At 34.9% G+C, this 22722-nt stretch carries 21 protein-coding genes and 1 pseudogene; 6 read left to right on the top strand and 16 right to left on the bottom strand.

Annotated elements, in window-relative coordinates; all coding sequences use genetic code 11:
• The first annotated feature begins 44 nt into the window (after positions 1–44).
• The gene (locus JFT95_RS01850; protein ID WP_201051237.1) at positions 45–1592 is read left to right on the top strand and encodes a DNA-binding protein; all 1548 of its coding nucleotides are present in this window, start codon (positions 45–47) and stop codon (positions 1590–1592) included.
• Positions 1593–1627: 35 nt separating this feature from the next.
• Here the strand turns inward: JFT95_RS01850 and JFT95_RS01845 are convergent, their stop codons facing one another.
• Together JFT95_RS01845 and brnQ1 are read right to left on the bottom strand one after the other, a co-directional pair.
• Positions 1628–3349 carry a DUF2339 domain-containing protein gene (locus tag JFT95_RS01845; RefSeq protein WP_078178015.1) on the bottom strand — a complete coding sequence of 574 codons (1722 nt, stop codon included), beginning with the start codon at positions 3347–3349 and terminating at the stop codon, positions 1628–1630.
• Between the two features lie 134 nt (positions 3350–3483).
• A complete protein-coding gene (gene brnQ1, locus JFT95_RS01840) occupies positions 3484–4785 on the bottom strand; it encodes a branched-chain amino acid transport system II carrier protein BrnQ1 (RefSeq protein WP_407707277.1) in 1302 nt (433 codons plus the stop codon).
• Positions 4786–5038: 253 nt separating this feature from the next.
• Here brnQ1 and JFT95_RS01835 point away from each other — a divergent pair, with 253 nt between their 5' ends.
• On the top strand, positions 5039–6424 hold the full coding sequence (locus tag JFT95_RS01835; protein ID WP_003187245.1) for a peptide MFS transporter: 1386 nt from the start codon (positions 5039–5041) through the stop codon (positions 6422–6424).
• Positions 6425–6454: 30 nt separating this feature from the next.
• Here JFT95_RS01835 and JFT95_RS01830 read toward each other — a convergent pair whose 3' ends face one another.
• The 5 genes from JFT95_RS01830 to JFT95_RS01810 all read right to left on the bottom strand — a co-directional run bounded on the left by JFT95_RS01830 (position 6455) and on the right by JFT95_RS01810 (position 10538).
• Complete coding sequence (locus JFT95_RS01830) at positions 6455–7576, bottom strand: YHYH domain-containing protein (RefSeq protein ID WP_078178016.1); 1122 nt, start codon at positions 7574–7576, stop codon at positions 6455–6457.
• A 145-nt stretch (positions 7577–7721) separates the two neighbouring features.
• Complete coding sequence (locus JFT95_RS01825) at positions 7722–8354, bottom strand: class A sortase (RefSeq protein ID WP_002186970.1); 633 nt, start codon at positions 8352–8354, stop codon at positions 7722–7724.
• 115 nt (positions 8355–8469) lie between these two features.
• On the bottom strand, positions 8470–8943 hold the full coding sequence (locus JFT95_RS01820) for a DUF2178 domain-containing protein (protein WP_002090909.1): 474 nt from the start codon (positions 8941–8943) through the stop codon (positions 8470–8472).
• Positions 8936–9154, bottom strand: a complete 219-nt coding sequence (locus JFT95_RS01815) for a helix-turn-helix transcriptional regulator (RefSeq protein WP_002167109.1) — start codon at positions 9152–9154, stop codon at positions 8936–8938. The genes JFT95_RS01820 and JFT95_RS01815 overlap by 8 nt, the downstream gene beginning before the upstream one ends.
• A gap of 112 nt (positions 9155–9266) precedes the next feature.
• Positions 9267–10538, bottom strand: a complete 1272-nt coding sequence (locus tag JFT95_RS01810; protein ID WP_033731016.1) for a 3D domain-containing protein — start codon at positions 10536–10538, stop codon at positions 9267–9269.
• A 645-nt stretch (positions 10539–11183) separates the two neighbouring features.
• On the opposite strand from JFT95_RS01810, the pseudogene JFT95_RS30090 reads away from it, so the two are divergent.
• Both JFT95_RS30090 and JFT95_RS01800 read left to right on the top strand, forming a co-directional pair.
• A pseudogene (locus JFT95_RS30090) lies at positions 11184–11687 on the top strand (methyl-accepting chemotaxis protein); the annotation flags it as partial.
• Positions 11688–11833: 146 nt separating this feature from the next.
• Complete coding sequence (locus JFT95_RS01800; RefSeq protein WP_016121464.1) at positions 11834–12646, top strand: undecaprenyl-diphosphate phosphatase; 813 nt, start codon at positions 11834–11836, stop codon at positions 12644–12646.
• Between the two features lie 46 nt (positions 12647–12692).
• Here JFT95_RS01800 and JFT95_RS01795 read toward each other — a convergent pair whose 3' ends face one another.
• Positions 12693–12962, bottom strand: a complete 270-nt coding sequence (locus tag JFT95_RS01795; protein WP_201053700.1) for a hypothetical protein — start codon at positions 12960–12962, stop codon at positions 12693–12695.
• A gap of 171 nt (positions 12963–13133) precedes the next feature.
• Here JFT95_RS01795 and JFT95_RS01790 point away from each other — a divergent pair, with 171 nt between their 5' ends.
• Positions 13134–14288 carry a VanZ family protein gene (locus JFT95_RS01790; RefSeq protein ID WP_002186961.1) on the top strand — a complete coding sequence of 385 codons (1155 nt, stop codon included), beginning with the start codon at positions 13134–13136 and terminating at the stop codon, positions 14286–14288.
• A 4-nt stretch (positions 14289–14292) separates the two neighbouring features.
• Here the strand turns inward: JFT95_RS01790 and JFT95_RS01785 are convergent, their stop codons facing one another.
• The 6 genes from JFT95_RS01785 to bdhA all read right to left on the bottom strand — a co-directional run bounded on the left by JFT95_RS01785 (position 14293) and on the right by bdhA (position 20588).
• Positions 14293–15606, bottom strand: coding sequence for a D-arabinono-1,4-lactone oxidase (locus JFT95_RS01785; protein ID WP_201051233.1), 1314 nt, complete (start codon positions 15604–15606; stop codon positions 14293–14295).
• Complete coding sequence (locus tag JFT95_RS01780) at positions 15594–16766, bottom strand: amino acid deaminase/aldolase (RefSeq protein WP_059037693.1); 1173 nt, start codon at positions 16764–16766, stop codon at positions 15594–15596. The genes JFT95_RS01785 and JFT95_RS01780 overlap by 13 nt, the downstream gene beginning before the upstream one ends.
• A 112-nt stretch (positions 16767–16878) precedes the next feature.
• Positions 16879–17880: a sphingomyelinase C gene (gene sph / locus JFT95_RS01775; RefSeq protein WP_059037695.1), complete on the bottom strand. Its 1002-nt coding sequence runs from the start codon at positions 17878–17880 to the stop codon at positions 16879–16881.
• 76 nt (positions 17881–17956) lie between these two features.
• Entirely contained in the window at positions 17957–18808 is an 852-nt protein-coding gene (cerA, locus tag JFT95_RS01770; RefSeq protein ID WP_059037697.1) for a phospholipase CerA, read from the bottom strand.
• Between the two features lie 264 nt (positions 18809–19072).
• Positions 19073–19417 (bottom strand): potassium channel family protein, encoded by a 345-nt coding sequence (locus tag JFT95_RS01765; protein WP_000948236.1) that lies wholly within the window; start codon positions 19415–19417, stop codon positions 19073–19075.
• 118 nt (positions 19418–19535) lie between these two features.
• Complete coding sequence (bdhA, locus tag JFT95_RS01760) at positions 19536–20588, bottom strand: (R,R)-butanediol dehydrogenase (protein ID WP_201051231.1); 1053 nt, start codon at positions 20586–20588, stop codon at positions 19536–19538.
• A 226-nt stretch (positions 20589–20814) separates the two neighbouring features.
• On the opposite strand from bdhA, the gene JFT95_RS01755 reads away from it, so the two are divergent.
• A complete protein-coding gene (locus JFT95_RS01755; RefSeq protein WP_201051230.1) occupies positions 20815–21969 on the top strand; it encodes an MFS transporter in 1155 nt (384 codons plus the stop codon).
• A gap of 17 nt (positions 21970–21986) precedes the next feature.
• Here JFT95_RS01755 and JFT95_RS01750 read toward each other — a convergent pair whose 3' ends face one another.
• Both JFT95_RS01750 and JFT95_RS01745 read right to left on the bottom strand, forming a co-directional pair.
• Positions 21987–22316 carry a hypothetical protein gene (locus JFT95_RS01750; protein WP_201051229.1) on the bottom strand — a complete coding sequence of 110 codons (330 nt, stop codon included), beginning with the start codon at positions 22314–22316 and terminating at the stop codon, positions 21987–21989.
• A 16-nt stretch (positions 22317–22332) separates the two neighbouring features.
• Entirely contained in the window at positions 22333–22674 is a 342-nt protein-coding gene (locus tag JFT95_RS01745; protein ID WP_002125258.1) for a hypothetical protein, read from the bottom strand.
• Positions 22675–22722: the final 48 nt, after the last annotated feature.

The following is a 22722-nucleotide window of genomic DNA, read 5'->3' as shown; positions in this document are numbered from 1 at the left end:
TACATTATTAAAGCACATATATTTATTATTAGGGGGATTCTTCTATGAAGAATAAAAAATGGATTACATTTTCTTTAGCAACAGCAATTACACTTAGTATGGGGAGTTCGTTCATACCGTCTACTTATGCCGAAAGCTCTGTAGACCCAGCTCCTGAAATTGCTGCAAAGGTTGTAAATCAAAACAATGGGAAGAAAGTATTATTTGATAATACGCACGGTCAAACTGCAGGGACAGCTGACTGGGTTATTGATGGCGGCTTTTCTGATTTCGGAAACGGCATTGCCCAAAACGGATATCATGTAAAAGAACTTCGTAAATCAACACCTATTACATACGACGACTTAAAAAATTACAACGTGTTTATCGTTCCAGAGGCAAATATTCCTTACAAAAAATCTGAACAAGACGCAATGTTACAATACGTGAAAAATGGCGGCAGTATTTTCTTCATTGCCGATCATTATAATGCAGATCGTAATAAAAACCGCTGGGACTCCTCAGAAGTGTTCAATGGATATAGACGCGGGGCATGGGATAATCCAGCAAAGGGAATGTCTAATGAAGAAACAACTTCACAAGCTATGCAAGGAGTAGAAAGCTCTGATTGGCTATCCAATAATTTCGGTATTCGCTTCCGTTACAATGCACTTGGTGATGTTTCAGCTAAAAATATTGTCTCACCTGCGCAATCATTCGGAATTACAACTGGCGTTTCATCTGTAGCAATGCATGCCGGCTCTACTCTTGCGATTACAAATCCAAAACTAGCGAAAGGCCTTGTATATCTTCCAGAAAATCCATCAAAATGGAATAACGCTGTTGATAGCGGCGTTTATAACGGTGGTGGCGTTGCAGAGGGGCCTTATGCTGCTATTTCGAAAGTTGGCCTTGGAAAAGCAGCCTTTATCGGTGATTCTTCTCCTGTTGAAGATGCTACGCCAAAATATGTTCGCGAAGATTCAGGTCAATCAAAGAAAACTTATGATGGTTATAAAGAAGAAAACGATGCTGTTCTATTAGAAAACATCGTGAATTGGTTAGCGAAGCAAGAAACATTTACAAGCTTAGATCAAGTGAGTGGTTTACAGCTTGATGCACCTACAGCTCTACAAACATTTGAACAACCAAGCTTATCAACAGAACCACAACCAGAACCTTGGAGCGCACCAACTCAAGGTTACCAGTGGTTCAATACAAATACTTTCAAATCTGGTTCATACGGCTATAACGGCGCAGTTACAACGAGTGATTACGTAATTACTCACCCTAGCATTCTACCAAACAATGAAGTGTTCCAAATGAAGATTCAAGTAAATAACTTATTACCAAATACAACATACAATAATTATTCTTTAGGTATCTTCACAACTGGCGGAACACAGGTGGCAAAAGTTCAAAATACAAATGGCACTTGGCCGTCTTCTTTCGGATATAGCAGTACATTCTCTTTCATAACAAATAACCAAGGATCTGCTGAAAAAATTGTGAACGTACAACTGGATCCAAATACAACTGGACAGGCAACACTTCGTCTACGTCAAAACACAACAGCGAAATATAATGAAACTGTAACGATTAATAAAAAATAATGAAAAAGGCAATCCACATATGGATTGCCTTTTTCTCACTTCTCTTCTTTTGAGAAAAACATTCTTGAAATAACGATACCTATACTACCAACGATTAAGAATAACACCGCCCTAATCATCATCGACACCTCTGGTAAGTCGAGAAGGAATAACTTCCCTACTGTTACTACTAATACGACTAAGCCAGCATATAATATTTCGTTCATCTGTCTATAACGGCCAAACCAAACTGCAAATAACGCATATACCATCCATAATAACGATACAGATACGCTAATTATACTTCCATCTGTAGAAAGAACTTCACCGATTCTAGTAATTGTAATAAATACAATTACCATTAACGAGTAGAGCGCTATAGAGTACACATATTTACCAAAACTCGCTAACACTTCTTTCGCTTGTCTCATGCAATAATAGAACGTTCCTATTAAAATAATATGAGCGACAAACCCTGCTGAAATGAACTCATCAAACGGGCTAAAAATCGTCTGTACCATTCCAATCGCATAAATCGTTGCACCTACATACAACTTAATATTTTGCTTTACTTTAATAGCAGTAACCATACCGAGGAAACCTTGTAACAATAATACGATCGCTGCATTCACCAAACTATACTCGTATAAAATCGCTAAACTAAATGATCCCATTGCAAAGCCAAATATTAGATTTGAAAATACCGAATGTTTATTCTTCCTATATTCAAGTACAAACATAACAGCATGCACAAATGCACTTATAACTAATCCCCACGTTGTAAATTCAGGAATTTGAGAAATGGCTAAAATAAAGAAAACTGCATTCGCACTAAATATCGCCAATCGTGCTTCTTGTATAAACCTTCTCTCCGAAAACATATGCCAAAATAATAGTAAATGAATTGCACCGTATACAACTGTTAACTGTACTTGCACATTCTCTACTAATATTGACATAACAACAAAGAAGACAAATAGGACAATTGCCGCAACAACATAAGAAATCATATACAAGTACTTATAACGGTTTCTCAATGCATACCATAATAGACTAATTGTTAATATCGTCTCATAACTAAAGAAAATATACGTATTAGGAGTCGTACTATTTAACAAGAAAGGAACAAAAAATGCTCCCACCGCCACGAAAATAGCGAGATATTCCGATCTATATCTTTTCGCTAAATAAATCCCTAAAACAACCCATATAATGTTGCAAACAAACGCAATACTTGCAGGAATAAACTCATATAAATAATGTGCCGCAAACGTTGTTAAAACAATTCCCGTAATACTTCCTCCAGCTAATACTAACCCTAACGCTTGCCGCTCTCTTTTAATTTGTATATCTCCTACGTAATACAAACCGGCAGATAGTACTATACCAAACACAACTCGTATCGCTGGTGTTAATAAACCAGCATCTACCCCTGCTTTAAATAACCAAATAACGCCAAGTAGCATAATACCGACAAATATGCGTGGTAACCACGTTTGACAAAACTTTATAATATTAAATGGTTCTGGTTTAAATGCAGATATATCTACTTGTTTCACCTCTGGCTCTTGCATGGACTTCCTCGTCTTAACTACATCTTCTTGTAACTTTTCATTACTTACCGCTTCAATATATTCTTTCTTTTCCTTATTAACATTTTGTTGAACTTTATCTACTTCTATTTTTCTTTGTTTCGCTTTCAATTCATAAAGTGCCTCTTGCATCGTTTCAATTGCCGTTTCGAGTGCTTCTATTTTCTTATTCAAATCCTCCTTCATATGCTCCCCCCTCATCATTCATGTAAAACCTATATATTACCAATTATCTTTATCATACTCTTAGTCTATTCATTTTCAATACTATTTTTCCAAAAAAAGAAAGGTGTTTTCCGAAATAGGAAAACACCTCTTACTTATTTATTCTTATTTATAGCAATACTAACAATTACACCGAGGCAGACACCTACAAATGCCGGAACAATCCAACCTACACCTTCTGAATAAAACGGAAGCATTTTTAGTAGTGGTGTCCATTTATTCATCAATACACTTTTGTTTAAAATATCAATCGCACTAAATACCGCTACGAGTCCAATCGTTACCGAATATACGTATACATACTTTCCAATATACTTATGGAATAACCCTAAAATAATAAGCGTTAGTGCAACTGGATAAATAAATCCAAGAATCGGTACCGATACTTTTAAAATTTGCGTTAATCCTAAATTAGCTAAAACCATACTAACAAAACTTAATATAAATGCCCAAACTTTATAAGATACTTTCGGAAATACACTTGTGAAAAATTGACTACAAGACGTAACAAGTCCGATGGAAACGCATAGACAAGCGACAGTAAAAATAAGACCTAATAAAACTAACCCACCTTGTCCAAATAATGTAATCATAACTTGTGCTAACACTTTCGCACCGTTATCAAATGTACCCAATGAACCACTAATTGAACCAACATATCCAAGAATGACATAAATAATAGATAATAAAAGCCCTGCTCCAATACCAGCAATACTCATATATTTTGCTAAACCTTTATCATCCGCTACACCTTTTGCACGCAGAGCATTTGCAATAACAATCCCAAATATTAAAGCTGCTAACGCATCCATCGTTAAATATCCATCTAAAAATCCTTGGAACATAGGAGCTTGTCCATAATTTCCTGAAGGCTCTTTCACACCGCCTACTGATGTAAACATACTTTTTATAAATATAATAGCAATCATACATAATAATAAAGGCGTTAACACCTTTCCAAACAAGCCCATTAATTTAGACGGTGATAAACTTAACCAGTAAACAATACTAAAGAAAATAGCCGTGTACAATAACAAAACTACGCTACCCGCTTCTGGGAACAACTGGCCTGGCCCCATTTCAAAAGCTAAACTTCCTGCACGTGGTATACCAAGACCTGGTCCAATAAATAAGTACACAATACACGGAAAAATAATTGCAAATGAAGAATGAACCCTGCCCGCTAACGTTTGAAAACTCCCTGCTTTCGCAATAGCGATAACACCTAATATAGGAAGCCCTGTTGCTGATATAATAAAACCTAACAATGCAATCCATACATGTTCTCCTGCTTCATATCCAAGGAAAGGTGGAAATATAAGATTTCCGGCCCCAAAGAACATAGAGAATAACATAAGACTAATAAGCAAAATTTCTTTTTTCTGTAACAATTTCATTTCTTTCTCCTTCTTCAATTTCACCTTACATGAAATCAATTCCACAAATAAAAAAATGCGGTAATCCGCTTCCTTACAAAGAAAACATAGTCCATAGTCTATCACAAAAGAAACACCCATTCTATAGCTATTTCCCTTTTCAAATTTCTTCTGAAAAATCAACCTTTATTGACTTATAATAGTTAATAAAGTAAAATATTAATCATACAATACTATTAACTTTGTTTTTTGCTTGTGTCAGGAGGAAAATATTATGGAATCAGCGATACAACTAGAAAGAGAACAACAAAGAAAAAAGAAACATCCTCCAGGTTTATACTTACTCTTCTTTACAGAAATGTGGGAAAGATTTAGTTACTATGGATTACGAGGATTATTAACATTATATTTAACAACAGCTTTAGTAAGTGGTGGTCTTGGGTTTAGTCCCGCTTGGGCACTCTCTATTTACGGATTTTATACTGGTGCTTGTTATTTCACACCATTGATCGGTGGATACTTAACGGACCGTTTTCTAGGCAAACGAAAAGCCATCACAATTGGTGGTATAACAATGGCAATCGGTAACCTTACACTATTTGCCTTGCAAAACCAAGTCGGTCTATACCTCGGATTAGCGCTTATTATTATCGGTAATGGATTCTTCAAACCGAATATCTCTACACTTGTTGGAGAATTATACGAAGAGCACGATCCAAAACGTGATAGTGCATTTACAATTTTCTATATGGGTATTAACGTCGGTTCATTTTTAGCTCCACTCGTTTGCGGATTTTTATCAGAAAATTTATTTAAAACAACAGTGGACGGTGTTGTTCATTTCGGATTCCGTTACGGTTTCTTAGCCGCTTCAATCGGAATGATCATTGGACAAATTTTATTTACAACACTATCAAATCGCTTCCTTGGTGATATCGGTAAAAAACCAACTCGCGATTTGCAAACGGATGCTGGACAACAAACAATAGGAAATACACCGTTAACAAAAAAAGAAAAACAACGTACAACAGTTATCGTCATTTTAACATGCTTTGTTGTCTTCTTCTGGGCTGGATTTGAACAAGCTGGTAGTTCGTTAACATTATATACAAACAAATTTGTAGACCGCTCTGTGTTCGGATGGGAAGTTCCAACATCTTGGTTCCAATCGGTCAATCCGTTATTTATTATTTTACTTGCACCAGCTATTTCAGCATTATGGGCGAAACTGGCAACTAGAAAAAATGGTGACATGAAAATCCCAACAAAAATGGGACTTGGTATGATCTTACTCGGTATCGGTTATATTGTTCTTGTTATCGCTACATTAAAAACAGGCAGTGACGAACATAACATTACAGAAAAAGCAAACTTACTATTTATCGTCTTTACGTATCTTTTCCATACGTTAGGTGAGCTATTCTTATCACCTGTCGGGCTATCAATGGTTAGTGCTCTCGCTCCAGTAAAACTAGCCTCTTTATTAATGGGCGTATGGTTAGCAAGCTCAGGTATTGCTAATATTTTAGGCGGACAGCTTGCAAGCTTCACAACTTCACTTGGATATGCTGAAGTATTCACAGTTATTGGCGCTGTGGCGATCGTTTTAGGTTGTGTTTTATTATCAATTTCTAAGAAATTAGTGAAATGGATGGATTAAAAAAAGATGAGGAAAATTCCTCATCTTTTTTTACGCTTTCTTTCCCTTTTCTATTGCTTGTTCATACAAGCCTTTATGTTCTTTATATTCACTTGGCACGAAACTCTTATAGAAGAACGAAAGCCAGCTGTCTCCTTTTTTATATCCTTCTTCTCGAATTTCCGCTGCCTTTTTATTTGATTTAAATCCTTCAGTAAACCATTTCTTTAATGTTTCATTCTTTTCATACTTAGCAGGAACTTTTAAGTCGTAGTTTTCAAATGCATATGTATATCCAGCTTTTTCCGCTGCCTTTTTAGCAGACTTATATCCCTTTTCATACGCGGTTTCATATACTTTCACATATGTATCCTTTTCAGTATTTCCAGGTTTCTTTTCAGCTAATTCTTTACCAGCCTTTTCACCGAGTTCTGCTTGTTCTTTTTCAATTTTTGCTGTTCTCTCTTTATTCCCTACTTGGAAACCTTCTGCAAAGTTCCCCTTAAACTCAGGAGTAATTTGACTATCGTCCATTGCTTCTTGTGTTAACCCTTGCTCTTTACCTTTTTCAAAATGTGCTTTTTTCTGTTCTTCTAAAGACCATGCCGCAGCATACGCAGTTGTAAATGCTTGTTTATATGCGTCTGACTTTCCAGCTACATGTCCTTCTGCATTATTCTTTCCTGCTTTAAAATCTGTCTCTCCACTTTTTTGACCTTCAGCTTGTCCCTTTTCAGCCTCAGCTTTACGCTGCGCTTCCTCTGCCTTACGTGCTTCTTCTGCTTTACGTTGTTCTTCTGCAGCACGCTGTCTCTCTTCCTCTACTTTGCGCTGTTCTTCTGCAGCACGTTGTCTCTCTTCTTCTGCTTTACGTTGTTCTTCTGCAGCTCTTTGTTTCTCTGCCTCAGCCTTACGCTGTGCTTCTGCTTGTTTCTCTGCTTCTACAGCACCATTATTATTTTGGCTAGGAGCTGGACTCGTTGTACCACTATTAGAAGCTGGTTTATTGTGATAATGATATTCCCCGTACTGCAATCCCCATTTTTCACAATTTGTACGACACGTATGTCCACCATTAGCATCTGTACGTCCTGGATGTGCATAAGCAGAAATTGGCGCTACCAATAACGCTACACTTGTTGTTAAAAGAAGTTTTTTTACTTGCTGTTTCACTTTTGTTCCTCCCAAAATCTAGAATCATTAATTTATTATATAAAAATAGAAAAATATTTAAATACCAACTGAAATATTCTTTTATTTCTCAACATTGGATAAAAAAAGAAGGTTCACTCTTTAAAGAGTGAACCTTCTTTTTTCTTTATTTCTTAGCCTTTGTTCCTACTAAATCACCCGTAATAACAAAACGCTTAGAATTATCCTTAACAGATACACATGTAATAAGTGTTATCTCATCTTTCCCATGATCCTCTACAACTTCCCATTTATCAGGAGTCACTTCAGATACACCGGTAACAGTATACTCATACTCATTTGCATTGTCATACAAATAAATTTTATCGTTCTTCTTTAAAGTTGATACATCACTAAATAAAACACCTTTTTTTGACATATTATGCCCTGCAAGTGCATAATTCCCTTGTCCCATTACTTGATTTTCTCTTACAGTTGCCGCACCTGATAATAAATTCTTTTCAGTCGACGCTTTTAAAACAGGAAGTTCTAATGAGATGCTCGGAATTGAAATACGACCGATTACTTGTTTTTTATCTAACGATGCACTCGCTACTTCTGCCAAGTCTGGTTGATTAATTTTTGAAGCATCTACAAATTCTGTATCATGCTTTTCATATTCCATCTTTTGAACAGCTTGTACATTCGCTGTCTGCTTCTTCTCTGCATTATATCCATCATAAAATGGCTTTCCGATTAATACACCACCTACAACAAATAGAAGGATTGCTACTATACTATAAATTCTTTGCTTATTCATATACAATTCCTTTCCGTTACAAAATCTTACTCTATATAAAATGATAAGATAATATTGCTGTATGTACAAGTGTAAGCTGAAAAGAAACCTTCTTGCTTATGCAAGAAGGTTTCTTTTAAACTAACTTATTTCTGTATAGGGATACGTGAAAGACCGTCATTTGAATAAAGAAAATAGAGAATATAATATACAGTGGGTACCCAGGAAGATAGTCATTAATAATAGGCGAAAAAGTTAAAAACCCGACTGCACAAGGTAACACATACCATAACGAAACAAAAGTTGTTCGACAGGCTTTATCCGTAATCGCTTTTTCACGTTCATCTTCTAGTGGAAATAATAATGGATACATCCAAAAAGATAAATTCTTGTATTTTTTCTTTTGAATTCTATAAAAAATTGTAACTATAATAGCTCCAATAAATAATAAAATGAATGGTGCTCCATTAAACCATACTTCAAATGGGAACTTCTCGTTTTTAATTATATCTGCTAACTCTGTAATAACACTATAAAATTCAACAAATGTCCAGCAGGCTAGCGCAGTATAAAGCACGTTTACGATATAAGAAACCCCAATTCTATTCATCCTCTTCCCCCTCCTTATTTAAAACAAATACATCTTCCATCTTTAACTCGAATACATCACAAATCGTCAATGCTAGTAATAATGAAGGAACGTAATCCCCTTTTTCAATTGCAGCGATCGTTTGTCTCGTCACTCCGACTTTTTCCGCTAATACACTTTGTGTAAAATTAAAACGAGCTCTTAATTCCTTCACTCTATTTAAAATGGTCAAATTTACCACCTCTCACTATTATTGTATGATATCCTTAACAAAATGTAAACTCAACTTAACATTATTTTTATAAAAAAATCCAACTTTACGTTTTGTAAAGTTGGATTACGTTTTAGTTTAAAATTGTAACTTTAACATTTTTTCTGCCCCAATTACTAGACGAAGCTTTATCCGGCATTAAAACATCGATTTTGTGACCTTTAATCGCGCCACCAGTATCTGCTGCAATTGCAATTCCATAGCCTTCAACATTTACAGTAGATCCTAATGGAATAACAGATGGATCCACCGCAATTAATTTCATTCCTGGGTTTGCAGTTAAGTTATAAGGCTTATCACCCGGTCCCCATGCAGAATATACTTGTTGACCTGCTGCATAACCATTTTCAGATGGATCTGCTGTATAAGCTGTTGCGTGTACATACATTTCTTTTCCGCCAGCAGTTACTTTAGGCTGTTCAGGCTCTACTTTCGAACTATTATTAGCAACTGGTTCAGCTGGTTTATTAGCTTTTTCTTGCTTTTGCTTTTCAGCAACTTCCGCTTGCGCTTTCGCTAAAGCTTCTTGCTCAGCCTTTGCAGCTGCTTCCGCTTTTGCACGCTCTTCCGCTGCAATTCTTGCTGCTTCTTGTTCACGAGCGATTGTTTCTTGTACTGCCTTCATATTTGATTCAATTTTAGCCTTTTCTTCTGCTGCTAAATTAAGTTGGCTTGCAACCTGATTATATTTAGCTTGAACTGTTTGTAAGTTATCTTGACGTTTTTTCAAGTTATCTTGCAAATCAGCTTGTGCTTTTGCTAATTTTTGTTTATCTACTACTAAAGATGCTTCTTTTTCATCAATCTCTTTTTTATCTTCTTCAATTTGACGAAGATCTTGTTCTTGTAGACGTAAAATTTCTTTATCTGCTTCTAGAATAGTCGTAACTGCGTTCATACGTTGTATGAAATCTGCAAAGTTTTTTGATTCTACAACAACTTCTACTACTAAACTCGTATTTGAGCTATTTTGAACAGAAACCATACGTTTTTTCATAATATCCTTACGAGCAAGGACTTTATCTTCTAAAACGACAATTTCGTTCTTTTTTTGTTCAATCTGCTTATGTGTTTCATCGATTTTACGTTGAATAGCAGCTTGATCCTCTTTATTTTTTGCAATTGTATTATTTAAATTATGTAGTTCATTTTCGATACCTTGAATTTCTTTACTAACAGCTTGCTTCTCTTGCTCTTTCTTCTGCATATCTGCATCGTTTTGCTGCAATTGCTGTTGCATGTTGTTAAGTTTCTCGTCGTTTGACTCTGCTTTTACAGCGACTGTACTAGAAAGAACGATAATTCCTGCTAATACTAGACTACTGATTCGCTTAAAATAGTTCATAATCCGACTCCCTTCTTATACAGTTATACATGATTTATTTTACAGTTTGTTTACAGAACCATTAAATACAGTTTATTTTTCATGACAAAAAAAGAGAATTGTGAACAAAATGTAATAGATTCTTAAATATTTAACAATTCCTATATTTAAAAATTATAAAAGATGCTAAAATCCAAATATAGAGAAAATATAACTTCTAAAGGCGGTTGAGATAAATACATGTTTACTCAAAAGAAAGCACTCCAACATAAAATTGATCAATTAGAAAATCGTATACAAGAGCTAGAAACAGAATTAAAACAAAAAGATATTGAAAGCCAAGAGACTATTTCTTCTATCCACGACCGTGTACAAAGCGTTGTTCAAGAGCATCAACTTGTAAATAACCAGCACCATACACTCCAAAATTTAATTCAACATTTAAACTCATGTTTTGAAAATGTTTCAACACGTACGACACATTCCAATGAATTAAATAGTGAAATGTTACAAAAAGAACAAAGCTTAATTCAGTCTATTGAAGAAATTATCGATTGCTCTAATGAAGGAAAAGAATCTGTTCACCGTTTACTTATTGTAATTAATAAATTAGGTGAACAATCTCAGCGTACGTCTAATAGTATGAATCATTTAAGTGAACGCTCAAAAGAAATCGAGCAAATCGTAGAAGTAATTCAAAACATTGCAGCGCAAACAAATTTATTAGCGTTAAATGCAAGTATTGAAGCTGCACGTGCTGGAGAGCATGGAAAAGGATTTGCTGTTGTTGCTAATGAAGTAAGAAAACTAGCTGAAAGTACAGCTGAAAGTACAAAAAACATCGGTAACTTAACGAAAAAAATTCAAGAAGAAATTGAAAAAGCATACGATAACACAAAAGATAATTTGCATTTAGTTGATGAAGGTGTAGAAATGAGTGCCGATACAAACGCTAGAATTGAAAACATTTTAATTATGATTCAAACGTTACAAAGTGGCGCTACAAATGTTATTAAAGCTATCGAAAACCAAAAATCTTGTAATGATGATATATTACGAGAATTTGCAAATACACAGCAAATGTTCCAAAAATTAAATACTACTATTATGAATCACATTAATGATGCTGAAAAAGTCGATGTCCAATTATCAAAAGTATTCAAGAAATAATAGTTTCTCAGTAATGTAAAAAATCCCCTATGACGTCATAGGGGATTTTTATTATATTTCGAATATTTATTTCTTCTCAATATTCGCTCTCTCTTTTGTTATAATAGAAAAGTTATTTCTTTCGACTAATACACAAGGAGGATGTTATGGAACAATTTTATTACATTTTGAAGTATTTAATTCTTGGTCTATTCCAAGGACTAACAGAACCAATTCCGATTTCTTCAAGCGGTCATCTCGTTTTAGCACAGCATTTGCTAGGACTAAAAATAGAAGGGTTTAGCTTTGAGCTACTTGTTAATTCAGCTTCATTATTAGCTGTATTACTTATTTATAGAAATGACTTAATTCGTCTAACAAAGAATGGTCTATCTTATATATTCACAAGAGCAGAAGATGCAAAATCAGATTTCTTCTTTATTATTTACCTTGTTATTGCAACCATTCCAGCAGGTGTAATTGGGGTTTTATTCAAAGATTATATCGATCAGTACTTAAAAGGTGTGAAAATGGTTGGGATTTCTCTCCTTATTACTGCTATCGGCCTTTGGATTATTCGAAACTTGCGTGGACGTAAAAATGATGGCGACCTTTCTATGAAAGATGCAATTATTATTGGCCTAGCACAAGCTTGCGCACTAATTCCTGGTATAAGCAGGTCAGGTGCTACAATCGTAGCAGCAATGTTACTTGGTATGAAGCAAGAAACAGCTCTTCGTTTCTCATTCTTACTATACATCCCTGTTAGCTTAGGTGGTTTATTGTTAAGTATTACAGACATTGCAAACGATCCAAATTTAGATACATTATTTGTACCTTATATTGTTGCCTTCATCGCAACATTTGTCATGACATATATTTCATTAAAATGGTTTATGAACATTATGGCAAAAGGAAATTTAAAATATTTCTCTTTCTACTGTATTATCGTAGGTGTGCTAACTATCATTTTCTTATAAAGTGAAACTTTAATCAGTGGGGGTTTTGTTCATCCTCCACTGATTATTAGCCTTCACCAATCGGGCTTTTACGGGCAGCAGGGCTCCCACCTAACTTCTTTGCTCCGGCCGAATTTTGAGGTGGGAGTTTTACTGCCCACAAATAGCGGATAACATGTGTATTTTTTTGAAATAAATCATGTGTTATGCGAATAATAATAAAATTTCGTTTTGTATTATCATCATGAACAAAAATCTGTTCCCCCTCCTGAAAACGCCATGTGCTTTCAAAAGTTGTAATATGATCCCCGCTTACAGAAAAAAGCTCATATCGCATATCTAGTACCCTCTCTCAACTTATATAATCACAATATCCTTATATTAGATTTAGTGTAACTTAATTCCGATAAAATTTGTAATTCTTTCTATTTCGAAATATTTTAACTTTGTTTTAAACTCCTTTTAGCGCTATAATGATAAACGAATTTTCATTGAAAGGAGCTTCATTTTGACTGCATATTTATTTCCAGTAAAAACAGCATTTATTTTATTTCCTATTTTAGCAATGTTTCTCTTAATTCCTTTTTTAATATTTAATTATCGAAAATACGGTTATTTAAATAAATGGCGCTCATTTATTTTATACTCATTATTACTCTACTTATTAAATGCCTATTTTCTTGTTATTTTGCCATTACCACAAACGTATGATACTTGTAGCCTACAACCGGCTAATACACAGCACATGCAACTCTCACCATTTTATTTCATACAAGAGATTGGTAATCATACATCAGCAATTTTAACGAAACCAGCTACTTATTTCTACTTATTAAAAGAATCTGCATTTTTACAAGTTGCATTTAACGTTCTATTAACCGTTCCATTTGGTATTTACTTACGTTATTATTTCCGACGTAGTTTCTTACAGACTATTTGTATTTCTTTTTGTCTTTCACTATTTTTCGAGCTAACACAAGTGACTGGACTATATGGTATTTATAATTGTGCATATCGCTTATTTGATATCGATGATTTGTTTTTAAATACACTAGGTGGCGTAATTGGTTTTATCATTGCACCAATATTTACGTACTTCCTTCCGAAAGCAAACGAGTTAGATAGTCGTATTGATTTGGAAACGAAACCAGTCGGATTCGTTCGTCGCCTTATCGCGATGCAAATTGATTGGATTTTCTTATCTATCGTTGTACCTGTCATTAAAAACAAAGGAAATTCTTTCTTCATTTCTAATATTCAATCTTACACAAATGTATATGAACTTATCTTCATTACATGTTCGATCTTTATTTACTTTATTATCATTCCATACTTTACGAATGGAAAAACAATTGGGAAAGCATTGCTTCGTATTTACGTTAAAGGAAAATCAGAACATATTACAATGAAGGAATTATTCATTCGTTACGGTATATTCTATTTCATTTTAGGTGGAATTAATTATATTCTTTCTAGTAGCTCTATTTTAAATCATACAGAGCCTTTAGTATTACTAGTTATACTGTTATTCCAATTTGTAATTAACGGGCTATTTATTATTCATGTTTTATTACATGTATTTAGTAGTGATAAATTACTATTTTACGAGCGTATTAGTCATACAAGAAATGCAATTACACTTAAAAAAGCTGACAAATACTAATTTGTCAGCTTTTTTTCATAATCGTAAATAACTTTTCTGTATAAGGGCTTAAAAATATTCCTGTTTCATCTAGTGACTTCCTCACTTTTAGAAACGAATGCAATTCTGGATATATATTTTGCAATTTTTCGTACGTTAACGTATGCATTTTCCCCCAATGTGGGCGCCCTTCATACTTTAGAAAAATTTTCTCCACTTCACCAAAATAAGCGGCATACTTCATACCTTTATACATATGAACAGCTATATACGCTGAATCTCTTCCGTACGCTGGACTGAGCCATATATCATCATCTCTCACGTAGCGGCATTCAATCGGGAAGTGTACCTTATACTTTTTCTTTTCAATAAGATTTGAAATCTCTTCTACAACAGTCCTCATATAATTTGAAGGAACACTATACTCCATTTCATAAAATGGAACTGTACGTGATGTAGCGAACACTTCATAGCTTGCGCCAATTATTTTCGTGTTCGGTACAGCCTTAGCCGATAATCGGCTTACTCCTTTACTTATAGAAGGGAACCATTTACACCCTTTGGATAATAAAGAGAACATCCTATTTTCAAGTAACTCCACCTTTAGTTTATGCCATTTCAAATCCCTTTCTTTACTCGTTGTTTTGTTTGTAAATTTCACTTGCACTTCATCTGAATAAGGAAAAACGAAAAATTCAAAATGACGATTCTTCTTATATTCTTCTAGCTTGTTCATTACAGTAGTTAATGACTGTTTTTCGCTTTCATAAACGAGAGAATACGCTGGGATAACCTTCAATTTTATCTTTACAATGATACCTAGCATTCCAAGCGACAACTGAAATGCTTTCCAATATTCGGCGTTCTCGGTTTCTGAACAAACTATACTCTCACCTGTTGATAAAACTGCCGTGATCTCTATAACTTGTGTTGATAAACTCCCAAATGTAACACCCGTCCCATGAGTCCCCGTACTAATCGCTCCTGCAATAGATTGTGAATCAATATCCCCTAAATTTTCTTGCGCATAACCTTTTTCCTGAAGTAACTTCCCTAAATCATGTAGCTTTGTTCCCGCCCATACTTCGGCAACCTTCTTCTCTGCATCAATATTTGCAATGCCCTTCAATTCATCTAAAGAAACTAAAATTTCTTCCGTTTGCACAAGAGGTGTAAAAGAATGCCCTGAACCGACAACACGAATTTTCTTTCCTTTTTTTCGTGCAAGTCCCACAACTTCTACTACATCTTGTATACTTTTTGGATACATCGTATAATGCGGTGTTCCTTCTACATTCCCTGTCCAATTTCTCCATCTTTGTCCCTTTATAGAAAGCATTGTCCATCCCCCCGATATGTTGAATACTCTCCAACGATTTCCCCTTGTTTAATGCGATACAAAACAGGAAAACGCTCACATAACTCTCCAGCTTTACTATGACGAAACAAGATAGAATCTCCTATCGCTACTCGTTCCTCACCGTTATAAAAAATTGGCGTTTGCACTTCACCAGCACCTTCTAAAGCTAATAGTTTTGCACCACCCGGTCGCCAAACCTCAGGCTCTTTATCTTTACCAACTGCACCTGAGGCAATATATCCGCCACCTAGGCAAGTATAAATAAAAGGAGCCGGTTTGCGTACAACTGGTAAAGCAAATCCAGCAGCTGGCTGAAATTTTACTTCGTTATAATAGTCAAACAGTTTAGGAGAGTAAAAGGCGGATCCTACAGTAATCTCTGAAACTGCGTTATCTTGCTTAGTTGTTTTTATACTTCCTGTTCCTCCCCCATTTACAAATCTTAGTTCAATACCAAGGTTTTGTATTTCTTTTACGATACGTCCTCTTCTTTCTTTAACCTCTAACACTGATTTCTTCTTTAAATACGAAACAACTTTACTTTTCATCCATTGATTCGGTATATGATCCCCCACCCCGGCAATTTGAGCTTCATATCCCATTACACCATCTAGTATTAAATATGATGAGCCCTTCACCTTTTCTACTATTTTCAAAGCGCTCTGCACATCTTTTACCGGGGATCTTTTTACACCAAAATGAAATTTCAAAAAACGACTACTCATATCAATATCCAAACAAACGCGAAAACACCCTTTAGACTTCTCAGCAATTTTTTCTAAATAAGTAATATGGTCTTCACAATCCACCATACAAGTTATAATGTGCCCTTGCTTTGTCAGCAAACTAATTTCATGTAAAGCTCTTTCATCATAAACAGGATACCCGAGCAATAAATCATTAAATCCTTGTTCAATTAAAAACAAAGTTTCTCTAGGAGAAAAACACATAATACCTTGAAACCGATTATTTGCAGCTAAAATCTTTTTCATAATTGGAACAGAGCGTAATGATTTACTCGCTATACGAATCTTCTTATCTCCACTTAACTCTATAATCGATTGAATATTCCTCTCTAAAGCCACTTCATCTAAAAACGCACACGGTAATGGAACTTCCTTAAAAATTCCTCTATCCACATTTTTCTCTCCTCTTCTATATATGTCTTATACATATTGGAAAGAAAGAATGATTTTCCTGTTTTCAAATAAAAAAAGTTTCTTCTTTACGAAGAAACTTTTTTAGGCTACTCTACTTCATAGAAATAGTCGCCTCTACTGGATAATGATCCGAGTAATCAGTATATGTATATTTTTTGAGCCATGACGTAACAGTCCATTGTGGCGATTTCGACTGTAACACCTTATTCTCTATATACGATGGATTAGCATGATCCTTACTTATAATAATATAATCTAAATACTCGGCAGGACTATCGGGGAAGTTATATTTCGCAATACTGTTTGTCGTCGCATCCCAAGTTGCAGTATGTCCAGTATAAGATGGAATAGAAGCGTGCAATGTTTTGAACATGGATGCGTACTCTGAATCACTATTATTCTCAGCGTTTATTTTATTCACATTCATATCACCACCAATTAACACGTACTCGTTATTTGGTATATTTTTGTTTTTAATAAAATCTTGAATTTCTTGTAGCTGTTTTGTACGTACAGATGCTGGCGAAGTTTTTCCACACATACTATCTTCAGCTTGTAAATGAGTCCCAATTACATGCACAAAACGATCATTTTTCTTAACTTTTGTGTATACAAATCCTTTATTTGATAAGTTATCTGGTCCACAGCCTTCTTCGAATACATATTGAATCTTTTCAACAATTGGCCATTTACTCACAATCGCAACGCCCCCATCTTCAGGAGTTGAAGATGAATAGTTTCCTAATGTTTTATCCCATTCGTTTCCACTACTACGACCTAATACCGCCGTTTGATTTGGATATTCTCTCTTTAAATTTCCTAACAAACGATCTGAGGCACTATTATCAAACACTTCATTTAATATAACAACGTCCTGATTCTTTATATAATCTGCCGCTCCAATTAAATCAGCACGCTCACTTTGTCCCCAGTTCGGATATAAGTTTGTTGATAGCATGTACACATTATGCGTCATCACTTTTAAAGTATTATTTTGAGTTGTAGACGTTTCTGCTTGAACCGAGGACCCACTATATAAAGCTCCTAAACCAATCCCAAAGCTAAGTACACCTTTTAGCAATTTACTTTTCACGTTTCATACCTCCATGTATTATATAGTAATAAAAAGGCCAAATACTCTATGCTGAGATTTGACCTTTTTCAAATATTTAACGATTTCCGTACGTATCAAACCAAAGCTGGATGTATCCAGCAGTAACACGTTGTGCATCCATTAATCGCGTACCTGTCATTGGTGTAACTTCAGCGCGCCATTTATCTGCATATTCTTGTGATACAGCTGCTTTCACGAACCAATCTTTCGTATTATCATTTACAATGCCAGGGTAATCTTGCTTCGCAGCCACTGCCGCTCCATGAATCCAATCTTCTGGATTCGTACCTTTCCAGTTCCAATATCCATTTCCATCCGTTACTTTATAATTATCTTTTATCGTATCTACAAAGTTTTCATATTTAGAATGGAATCCTTGTGGATACGAAAGATTCGTAAAGTTTGCCGCATGCATCGGTTGATTTACATCCCCTAAATAATGAAGAGATAACCCCAAATAGAAGAATGCTTGTTTCATATCTTTATTTTTGTATGACTCACCTGCTAATTTGAAATATTTAGCTCCAGTTTCCTTTGCCTGCTTTGCAAATGGAATATAAGTTTTTCCATTGTCAGGGTCATAGAAGTGTGAAGCAAATGTGCTATTATCATAATAAGGATTTTCATAGTCAGCAGCATAAATACCGTTCTCTAACTCCGTACGCCATTCATTTAATAGTGCAACTTGATCTTGTTTTACAAGTGTTGTATTACGAGACATAATATCCATTGCACGGTTTACAATCCATAAATGAGAGTTTACGCCTTCTTTATGCTTATCTTCAGCAGACCAGCGCGGAATAACTCCAACTCTCTGTCCTCCATCGTTTTCATGAGCAAATGCAACGCTTTGTAATGGCGCTACTAACGTAATAGCTGCTGCTAAAGCAAGAACTTTCTTTTTCATCTGAAATCCTCCATTTTATAATTGAATTATTGTTCATATTTTGTTAGGATCCTATGATGTCTTCCGGTTAACCTATGACTAGAATATCCCACCTTTCACAAAATTTCTATCAATAAATTAAAATATGCAAATGTTCATATCACTATAACTTTATACATAGTGAACGTAATGAATGAATACACTTACATTTTAATAAAGTATTGTTAAGCTACTGCAAATACTTGTCTAAATTAATGTAAAAAAAGAGTAAAGCATCCACATGCTTTACTCTTTTTTTCTATTCGACAATATACTCGGCAATTGTACATTAACTGCCAACTTATGAATAAATCCAAACACTAATCCAATCCCAATAAATATGTATAAGATTGTAAATATCTTTCCGAAATCAGTTTGCGGACTAAAATTCCCATCACCAACAGTCGTCAACGTGACCACACTAAAATATAAAGCGTCAAGAGGACGTAATCCTTCAACTGTACTATAAAAAATTGTACCAGATGTTAATGTTAAAAATGTTAATACGAATAATACTTGAAATTCTTTATCTTTCCACGCTCGTAAACAAGCTTTTAGCATCCGTTTCAATGTCAACATAAATGAAAGCATTAGACTTCCCCTTCCACACAAAATACCTGTAGTTAAAGGAAAGTCTATCACCTTTCTGTATAGAAAAAAAGTAGCCCTCTTCTATTTCTAGAAAAGGGCTACTTTTTACTATTCTCTATTATTTAGGTGAAACAAGAATTTTCACTTGTGTTTTATCTTTTACAAGTGCTTCAAATCCTTCTTCAACAACTTGATCTACTGTGATTTTTTTCGTAATTAATTTCTCTGCTTGAATTTGGCCAGAGCTAATTAATTTAATAACAGCTGGGAAGATATGACGGTATCCAAGAATACCGATAACTTCTTTTTCTTTTAGTACAAGATTGTTTGGCGTAATTGTCGCATCTTTTTCCCACACACTAACAATTACAGTTTGTCCTTCAAAGCTTGTACTTTCAATCGCTTGACGAAGTACTACTTCGACACCTGTTACTTCAAAGCTCACATTTACACCTAAACCATTTGTTAAGTTACGAATTTCTGCTAGTACATCTTGAGTAGCTGGATTTAATACATAATCCGCACCTGCTAATTTTGCTAACTCTTGACGTTCTTTAGAAAGTTCTACTGCAATAACAGGAGTTGCTCCTGCTGCTTTAGCTGCTTGAATGACAAGAAGTCCAATTGGACCACAACCAAATACTGCTACAGCTTCCCCTTCTTTTAATTTACTTTGACGTACTGCATGAACTGCTACCGCTGCTGGTTCTACAAGTGCACCTTGTTCATACGTCATTTCATCAGGAATATGGTGGACCATATCTTCTGGTACTACTGTATATTCAGAGAAACCGCCGCCTTCTCCGCCAAGACCGTGGAAAACAAGTTGTTCACAAACATTGTAATGTCCATGTTTACAAGCTTCACATTTACCACAAGAATAAATTGGTTCTACAACGACGCGATCTCCCACTTTATGAGAAGTAACGCCTTCACCGATTTCAACTACCTCACCACTAAACTCATGACCTAAAATAACCGGTGCTTTTACGTGTGTTAATGGGTGCTCTTCTGTTGGAATAAAAATAGGTCCTGCTAAATATTCATGCAAGTCTGTTCCGCAGATACCACACCATTTCACTTTAATCTTAACTGCTCCTGGTCTTACAGTTGGTTCTGGTACTTCTTCTACTCGTACATCGCGTTGATTATACCAAAGTAATGCTTTCATTTTATACATCCCTCTCTACGTATATACTTAACCTGGTGAAGTTTACCAATCTATTATAATACTTCTATCCATATATTTCAAAAAAACAATCTCAATTCCACTAAATTTTAACAAATAACGTTCAATATTTTGTCACTTTGTACTTTTTTCCACATCTGTTAATGCTAATTTCATTGCGGTTGAAATTAGCATTATGCCATAATAGCATAGGAGAGGTGAATATCGCTTGAAATATTTTATTTACTTTATTGTTATCGTAGCGTTTCTAGATACATTTTCACAATTACCTATTATGAGTACGTTCGCTCAAAGTCTTGGAGGATCTCCTCTTATTATTGGGCTAGTTGTCGGTATGTACTCATTCGCTAATATGATCGGTAATATTATTGCTGGCGCTGCTGTCGATAAATTTGGTGCAAAAAAAATACTTTATATAAGCATGGGACTTACGAGTTTCATAGTCTTGTTATACACCGTTGTTCAAAGTGGTGAACAACTATTAGTTGTGCGCTTTATGCACGGCTTTAGTGACGGATTTTTAATTCCTGCTGCCTTTACGTTTTTATCAAAACAAACAAATTCAGCAAGACAAGGTAAGGCAATAGCTCTATCTGGTGCCGCTGTTGGAACAGCTGCAATCGTAGGACCTGCTTTCAGCGGCATTATGAAAGCAACAGCTGGTATAGAGTGGGTGTTCATTACTATTTCTATTTTAATGGTCCTTGGTACAATCGTATCTCTATTCTTCTTACCAAATAACGTATCAAGAAAAGATACATCAAGAACACAAATGATGAACAAAGAAGATATGATTGAACTATTGAAATCAGAACCGTTATTACAAGCATATATTGGTGCTTTCACACTAATGTTTTCACAAGGGATTGTCACTTATATGTTACCAGTAAAAGTTGAGGCATTAGCACTTAAAGCATCTACAACAGGCATGATGTTAAGTGTATTCGGAATTACCGCTATCCTCTTCTTCTTACTGCCAACAAATCGCATTTACGATCGATTTAATCGTTCCAAACTAATGCTAATCGGGATTGCAGTAATGGCACTAGCGTTATCTTTACTCGGATTATTTGCAACAAAAGGCATGCTCTTTATCGTTATGATAATTTATGGAATTGGATTCGCTATCCTCTTCCCAGCAATTAATGCTTTACTTGTTGAAAATACAACAGATAGTAACCGAGGGAAAGCATTCGGATTGTTTTATGCATTCTTCTCGTTAGGAGTTGTTGCTGGCTCCTTTACAGTTGGAGCAATCGGGGCATCGCCTAGCGTCAGCTTCGTTATCGGAACTGCATTCTTGTTAACATTTGCTGGAATGATTTTTGTAAGAAGCAAAGTAAAAAAGACAATGATGGGTTAATTCCATCATTGTCTTTTTTAAAATGCATATTGATATAACCCGTAATATAATGGCAGCGTTGGGATAATACCAATTAATTTGAATATAAAAGGTAGCGGGTCATCCTTCTCTTCATATAAACGTAAAACAAAAACTGCAGTTAAAGTCCAAATGATGCTAAATACGAAGATGCATTGCCAAACGATCGGCGTCAATATTTGTACATCAAAAACAAATCCAAATAGTCCTATCCATGTAATAATAGACACTACAAAATCAAACTTTTGAATTAGTGTTTGAAACATGCCTCTTACTAGCGAAGTTATAGTTAATATCGCTATAATTACTAAATAAACTTTCCACAACATAATGATAAGCTCCTATTCAACTTTTGACTTTCAACAAGCCGTATTTAATAAACAATATGGCATTATATTTTTCATAAAGATAATACAACGGATAACAAAATAAGAAGAAAATAAGTACAGTTGGTACATCATCTATAATAGAAAAATATTTTACTAGTAATTCCTTAATACTCTCTCCAATCATGATAAACAGTGGAATTATACAAATTGCCGCTAATATTAAACATGGTGTGATCCTCATTTCTTTTAATTTCACCTTACAGTGTGGACACCTGAATGAAAAAGGATGCGGAAGATCAATAATATGTTGTGCAGTAATATTCCCTTCACACTGTGGACATTCAATTATTTCTTTCATTTAGTTCACTCCTTTCTATCCATAAAAAAGAGCCCTATCGAATAGAGC

The sequence above is a fragment of the Bacillus sp. TH17 genome (genome assembly GCF_016651125.1).
GTDB classification, from domain to species: domain Bacteria; phylum Bacillota; class Bacilli; order Bacillales; family Bacillaceae_G; genus Bacillus_A; species Bacillus_A mycoides.
The sequence above is the reverse complement of the archived record's forward strand: the minus strand, read 5'-3'. Positions and strand labels throughout refer to the sequence as shown.

What these genes read in the sequence shown, in the direction of transcription:
- JFT95_RS01850 (WP_201051237.1), top strand. Translation starts at nt 45, where the DNA reads ATGAAGAATAAAAAATGGATTACATTTTCTTTAGCAACAGCAATTACA.
- JFT95_RS01835 (WP_003187245.1), top strand. Translation starts at nt 5,039, where the DNA reads ATGGAATCAGCGATACAACTAGAAAGAGAACAACAAAGAAAAAAGAAA.
- JFT95_RS01845 (WP_078178015.1), bottom strand. Translation starts at nt 3,349, where the DNA reads ATGAAGGAGGATTTGAATAAGAAAATAGAAGCACTCGAAACGGCAATT.
- JFT95_RS01810 (WP_033731016.1), bottom strand. Translation starts at nt 10,538, where the DNA reads ATGAACTATTTTAAGCGAATCAGTAGTCTAGTATTAGCAGGAATTATC.
- JFT95_RS01765 (WP_000948236.1), bottom strand. Translation starts at nt 19,417, where the DNA reads ATGCTTTCATTTATGTTGACATTGAAACGGATGCTAAAAGCTTGTTTA.
- JFT95_RS01825 (WP_002186970.1), bottom strand. Translation starts at nt 8,354, where the DNA reads ATGAATAAGCAAAGAATTTATAGTATAGTAGCAATCCTTCTATTTGTT.
- JFT95_RS01745 (WP_002125258.1), bottom strand. Translation starts at nt 22,674, where the DNA reads ATGAAAGAAATAATTGAATGTCCACAGTGTGAAGGGAATATTACTGCA.
- cerA (WP_059037697.1), bottom strand. Translation starts at nt 18,808, where the DNA reads ATGAAAAAGAAAGTTCTTGCTTTAGCAGCAGCTATTACGTTAGTAGCG.
- brnQ1 (WP_407707277.1), bottom strand. Translation starts at nt 4,785, where the DNA reads ATGAAATTGTTACAGAAAAAAGAAATTTTGCTTATTAGTCTTATGTTA.
- JFT95_RS01785 (WP_201051233.1), bottom strand. Translation starts at nt 15,606, where the DNA reads ATGCTTTCTATAAAGGGACAAAGATGGAGAAATTGGACAGGGAATGTA.
- JFT95_RS01795 (WP_201053700.1), bottom strand. Translation starts at nt 12,962, where the DNA reads ATGCGATATGAGCTTTTTTCTGTAAGCGGGGATCATATTACAACTTTT.
- JFT95_RS01820 (WP_002090909.1), bottom strand. Translation starts at nt 8,943, where the DNA reads ATGAATAGAATTGGGGTTTCTTATATCGTAAACGTGCTTTATACTGCG.
- bdhA (WP_201051231.1), bottom strand. Translation starts at nt 20,588, where the DNA reads ATGAAAGCATTACTTTGGTATAATCAACGCGATGTACGAGTAGAAGAA.
- JFT95_RS01750 (WP_201051229.1), bottom strand. Translation starts at nt 22,316, where the DNA reads ATGTTGTGGAAAGTTTATTTAGTAATTATAGCGATATTAACTATAACT.
- JFT95_RS01800 (WP_016121464.1), top strand. Translation starts at nt 11,834, where the DNA reads ATGGAACAATTTTATTACATTTTGAAGTATTTAATTCTTGGTCTATTC.